At 59.0% G+C, this 5,281-nt stretch carries 4 protein-coding genes; all 4 read left to right on the top strand.

Features of this window, described 5'->3' with window-relative positions; translation table 11 throughout:
- Window positions 1-275 precede the first annotated feature (275 nt).
- The 4 genes from KO539_RS29775 to KO539_RS29760 all read left to right on the top strand — a co-directional run bounded on the left by KO539_RS29775 (window position 276) and on the right by KO539_RS29760 (window position 5,111).
- On the top strand, window positions 276-965 hold the full coding sequence (locus KO539_RS29775; RefSeq protein ID WP_219313985.1) for an acid phosphatase: 690 nt from the start codon (window positions 276-278) through the stop codon (window positions 963-965).
- A gap of 62 nt (window positions 966-1,027) precedes the next feature.
- Window positions 1,028-2,506, top strand: a complete 1,479-nt coding sequence (locus KO539_RS29770) for a DUF2868 domain-containing protein (RefSeq protein ID WP_219313984.1) — start codon at window positions 1,028-1,030, stop codon at window positions 2,504-2,506.
- The gene (locus KO539_RS29765) at window positions 2,503-3,993 is read left to right on the top strand and encodes a DUF3482 domain-containing protein (protein WP_219313981.1); all 1,491 of its coding nucleotides are present in this window, start codon (window positions 2,503-2,505) and stop codon (window positions 3,991-3,993) included. The genes KO539_RS29770 and KO539_RS29765 overlap by 4 nt, the downstream gene beginning before the upstream one ends.
- Before the next feature lie 38 nt (window positions 3,994-4,031).
- Window positions 4,032-5,111: a tartrate dehydrogenase gene (locus tag KO539_RS29760; protein ID WP_219313979.1), complete on the top strand. Its 1,080-nt coding sequence runs from the start codon at window positions 4,032-4,034 to the stop codon at window positions 5,109-5,111.
- The last annotated feature ends 170 nt before the right edge of the window (window positions 5,112-5,281 follow it).

Genomic DNA, 5,281 nt, shown 5'->3' with positions numbered 1-5,281 from the left:
CCGATGATAGTGCTGCAACCAGTGTGAAAGTAGGTTATCGTCAGGCTTGTTATTCGCAGTAGAGAAAAACCCGTCAAGCAATTGGCGGGTTTTTTTTCGTCTGGTGGTTTTGTTTGGCGCCGGTGGTGCTTGTCGGCTTACGCGCTGCGCGCTAAGCCGACCTACGTCTGCCTTTGTCATTTTCACCACATGTTGTGCACGGCGGGCATCGTCATGTTCTCTTCATATTGACACTGTACGATGACTTCCATTCTCATCAAGTAGTGTGTGCACCCATGTTGGCCAAGCTTAAACTCGTCAAAACTCCCAAAGGCATCGATAGCGCCTTGATGCTGTCGGCCATGCTGATACTCTGGATCGGCAATTACAGCAACCTCGACCTCATGATCGCCGACAGTATGTTCGACGGAATGCGTGGGCAATTTGTCGGCGCTGGCAGTGCGTGGACGCGCGGTTTCCAGTTCTGCATGACCTTGCTGGCCGCAGCTGCGATTGCTCTGGCGGTCTGGGACACGCAGCGTCCACTGGCCTGGCCGGCCTCACGCCGCAGCGCCTTGCATGTCGTGGCGCTGTCGGCTGTCCTGGTGCCATTAAGTATTTACTTGCTATCCTCGTTCAGTGATGTCCCTTGCCCTACGGATTTGTTGCGCTATGGCGGAATGGCGCCGTACACGCGCCTGCTGGAAACATTACCGGCCAGCGCATCTGCCATGGTCTGCCTGCCCGCTACACAGGCGAGTACTGCCTGGTGGATGCTGGCCTTGCCATTGTTCTGCCTGCCCGGACGGCCGCGCACGGCGTTTCTGCTCGTCGGTGTCATATTACTGTGCGGTTTGGCGGCAGGCTGGCAGCAACAGTTGCAAGGTACGCAATTTTTTACGCACACCTTGTGGTCAGCCTGGATCGCTTCTTTCCTGATATATCTGCTGCATAAGCTGCTCCGGGCCGAGGACGCGTTGGCCTGAAACACAAAAGTACGTCACAATCTGCCTGTGTAGTTGTCGTTTCATACAAAAACAGGAGCACCATGAACGAGCAGATTGCGAGAGAAGTGGTATTGGTCCGTGCTATCGAGACGGCCGACCAGAAAAAAGAAATCCTCAGCGAGGATGACCGCATGTATGCCAGCCGCAGCGCGCGTGAGCTTGCGCAGTGGCAAGCTTCGGGCAAGCAGGCCGAAGTGACAGGTGACGATTTCCTGCAGCAGCGCTCGGAACTGATCCTCAAACGCATCACCGAGCGCACGCCCGCCTTCGCCGCTTTCGCAAAGCGTCGCAACGGCATGAAAACCCTGGCGCTGGCCTTGCCCCTGCTGGCTTTGCTGCTGGGCGCCGGGCTGGACCGCATCACGGATCCCCATCGCGTGGATCTGTTGTCGGCGCCCTTGCTGCTGATCATCGCCTGGAATGTACTGGTCTACCTGGGCTTGCTGATCTGGCTATGCATCCCTTCGCGTTCCCTCGGCTGGCCGAAGGCGGGACTGGTGCGCCACCTGAGCGTGGGCCGCCTGGCCCTGCCGCGCAAACTGCCGCACGCCTTGTCCTCGGGCTTGCTCAGTTTCATGGGGGAATGGGCGCACTTGAGTGCCAAACTGACGGCTGCGCGCCTCAGACGTACCATCCACCTGAGCGCCGCCATGTTTGCCATCGGCGCCGTCGCTTCACTGTATGCGCGCGGCTTTCTGTCGCAATACGCAGCCGGCTGGGAAAGCACCTTTTTGAATGCCGGCCAAGTGCATAGCCTGCTTTCGACCTTGTTTGCGCCCGCCATTGCCCTGTTTCATTTGCAAGGATTTTCGCTGGCGGAAATCGAAGCACTGCGCTTCCCGCAAACGACGACCGTCGAAGGCGGCGCGCGCTGGGTGCATTTGTATGCGGCAACGATTTTCCTGCTGGTCGTCGTTCCCCGCCTGATCCTGGCCCTCGTCAACAACTGGCGCGCCGCGCGCCTGGCCAGGAACTTTCCGCTGGATCTAGATCAACCGTATTTCCGCAAGCTCAATGAAAGCATCGGCGTGGCCACGGGCGGCATGCTGCGCGTCTTGCCATACAGCTTTACTGTCGATGAAGCACGCCACATGGGATTGGGCCAGCTGTCCATCATGCTGTTCGGCGAGCAGGGCCGCATGATGCTGCGTCCATCGACGTCGTATGGCGAAGAACCGCAGGACGTCTTGCGCGACACGGACTTGAATGATCCGCAAGTCAATATCACGGCCGTGCTGTTCAATCTGACGGCGACGCCGGAGAAGGAAAATCACGGCGCCTTCCTCGATTACCTGGCGCAATCGTCGGCACGCGGCATCGCCGTGCTGATCGACGAGTCCAGCTACCTGGAGCGCGCGGGCGAGCAGGTGGATAACGGCGCGCGCCTGGCGGAACGAGTCGCCTTGTGGCAACAGTTCTGCCAGTTCCACAAAACCACGGCAACCGTGGTCAATTTGCTCAATCCTGCCTTGCACCCGCTCGATGCCGGTGTCGGGCTGAAAGTATCGGCAGCAGCATGAGCGTGAATGTGAATAAAGAGGTGCAAGATGATGCGGTGCAGATTCAGTTTGCGCTGATTTCGCATACGAATAATGGCAAGACTACCCTGGCGCGCACTTTGGTCGGCGTGGACATCGGCGAAGTGCGCGATGCCGCCCACGTGACGGTGTTTGCCGAATCGCATACCTTGCTGGCCACGCCGCAGGGCGATGCCTTGCAATTGTGGGATACGCCAGGCTTTGGCGATTCCGTGCGCCTGCTCAAGCGCCTGGGGCAGTCGGGCAATCCCATCGGCTGGTTCCTGCGCGAAGTGCTGGACCGTTACCGCGACCGTCCGTTCTGGCTCAGCCAGCAAGCGCTGCGCACGGCCAAGGACTCTGCCGACGTAGTGTTGTACCTGGTCAATTCCTCCGAACATCCCAAGGATGCGGGCTACTTGCCGGCGGAAATGAAAATCCTCGCCTGGCTGGATAAGCCCGTGGTGGTCTTGCTCAACCAGATGGGGCCGCCGCGTCCTGGCAATGAGGAACATGGCGAACAGGCGCGCTGGCGCGAGCATTTGCAGCAGTATCCGATCGTGCGCGATGTCCTGGCGCTCGATGCCTTTGCCCGCTGCTGGGTACATGAGCGCGTATTTTACGAAGCCGTGGGTAAATTGTTGCCGCAGTCGCAGCAAGTCGGTTATGCGCGTCTGTTTGCTGCCTGGCAGGAGCAGAATGCGGCGCGTTTCCGGCAGGCCATGCATTTGCTGGCCACGCAGCTGGCGGTGGCCGGACAGGATCGCGAAGCCATTGATCCGGCGTCCAGGGGCTTGTTGAAATCGGCCTTGCAGGTGGTGGGTATCGGCAAGAATGCAGAGCAGCAACGCCAGGAAAAGGCCATGGCCAGCCTGGTGGCGCGACTCAATACGCATAGCGGTACCACCACGCGTGAGCTTTTGATATTGCACAAACTCGATCCGACCGATGCGCATAAGATCAATAGCCGGATACGGGAAAATTTCGCCGTGCGCGCACCGATCGACAAGGCGCAAGCGGGTTTGCTTGGCGCCATGATTTCCGGCGCGGCGACGGGCCTGTCGGCCGACCTGATTTCCGGCGGCCTGACCTTGGGCACTGGCGCTTTGCTTGGCGGCGTAGTCGGTGCGCTGACGTTTGCAGGCGCAGCCTGGGGTTTTAATTCCGGCACGGACCGCAATGAGCCCACGATGCAATTTACCGATGCTTTCCTGCGTACCTTGGTAGTGGCGGGCGTGCTGCGTTACCTGGCGGTGGCGCACTTTGGCCGTGGCCGCGGCAACTTCGTGGAAAGCGAAGCGCCGGCCTTCTGGCAGGATGAAGTCGAGCAGGCGGTGGCGCGCCATGAAGGCGCATTGGCCGAGTTGTGGAAAGAGGTGCGCCGCGAGAAATCAACTGAACTGGCGGCCGAGCGTGTGCAGCCCATCATCGCGGCGATCACTGCCGATGTGCTGGCGCGTCTGTACCCGGATGTGGCGCAGCCGATGTAAATACGGGCTTCCATCGCCTATTTCCAACAGGGTTTCCCATGAGGACACATAAAATCGCCGTCATCGCCGGTGACGGCATCGGCAATGAAGTCATGCCGGAGGGCTTGCGTGTCATCGAGGCGGCCGCCCGCCGTTTCAATATCGACTTGCAGTTCACGACAATGGCTTGGGCCAATTGCGATTATTACCTGGAGCATGGGCAAATGATGCCCTCGGACTGGTTCGCTCAGCTCAAGGATTTCGACGCCATCTATTTTGGTGCCGTGGGCTGGCCGGACAAGGTGCCCGACCATATCTCGCTGTGGGGTTCGTTATTGAAATTCCGGCGCGAGTTCGACGAATACGTCAACTTGCGGCCTGTGCGCCTGATGCCGGGCTTACCGTGCCCGCTGGCGAATAAGAAGCCTGGCGATATCGATTTTTATGTGGTGCGTGAAAATACGGAAGGAGAGTATTCATCCGTGGGCGGGCGCATGTTCGAGGGGACGGAGCGCGAGACCGTGCTGCAGGAATCTGTCTTTACGCGCAAGGGCGTCGACCGTATCCTGAAGTATGCGTTTGAGCTGGCGCAAAGCCGGCCTAAAAAACACCTGACATCGGCGACCAAGTCGAATGGCATTGCCATCAGCATGCCATATTGGGATGAGCGGGTGGAGGCGATGGGTCCGAGCTTTCCCGATGTCCGCTGGGATAAATACCATATCGACATTCTGGCGGCCCGCTTTGTATTGAGCCCCGAGCGCTTCGACGTGGTGGTCGCTTCAAATCTGTTTGGCGATATCCTGTCGGACCTGGGGCCCGCCTGCACGGGAACGATTGCCATCGCACCATCGGCCAATATCAATCCGGAGCGCACGTTCCCTTCTGTCTTTGAGCCGGTACACGGTTCCGCACCTGATATCTACGGCCAGAATATCGCCAACCCGATCGGCATGATCTGGTCGGGCGCCATGATGCTGGACTTCCTCGGCAATGGCGACGCCAATTACACGGCGGCGCATGACGCGGTTTTACGCGCCATCGAGCAGGTGCTCGAGCATGGTCCGCGCACACCGGATATGGGCGGCAGCGCCAGTACGACCGATGTGGGCATGGCGGTTGCCGAATTACTCAAATAAAGCTTGCCGCCCATGGGCGGCTTTGCTATAGTTCGCCTCCCCAATGAGACGCAGTCAAATGCGGCAGTTGAGGATCACCGGAAACGGCGATGAGTAGTAAAGAAGGAGTTGACGGATTTAGCGAAATGCTTCATACTCTTCCTTCTTCGCAGCTGACAAACACAACGCTT

This window comes from Janthinobacterium sp. NKUCC06_STL, from assembly GCF_019345455.1.
Taxonomy (GTDB): Bacteria; Pseudomonadota; Gammaproteobacteria; order Burkholderiales; family Burkholderiaceae_D; genus Janthinobacterium; species Janthinobacterium rivuli.
This window is presented reverse-complemented; position numbering and strand designations above follow the sequence as displayed.

Excerpts from the sequence above, each read along its gene's own strand:
- KO539_RS29760 (WP_219313979.1), top strand. The coding sequence starts at position 4,032 with ATGAGGACACATAAAATCGCCGTCATCGCCGGTGACGGCATCGGCAAT.
- KO539_RS29770 (WP_219313984.1), top strand. The coding sequence starts at position 1,028 with ATGAACGAGCAGATTGCGAGAGAAGTGGTATTGGTCCGTGCTATCGAG.
- KO539_RS29765 (WP_219313981.1), top strand. The coding sequence starts at position 2,503 with ATGAGCGTGAATGTGAATAAAGAGGTGCAAGATGATGCGGTGCAGATT.
- KO539_RS29775 (WP_219313985.1), top strand. The coding sequence starts at position 276 with ATGTTGGCCAAGCTTAAACTCGTCAAAACTCCCAAAGGCATCGATAGC.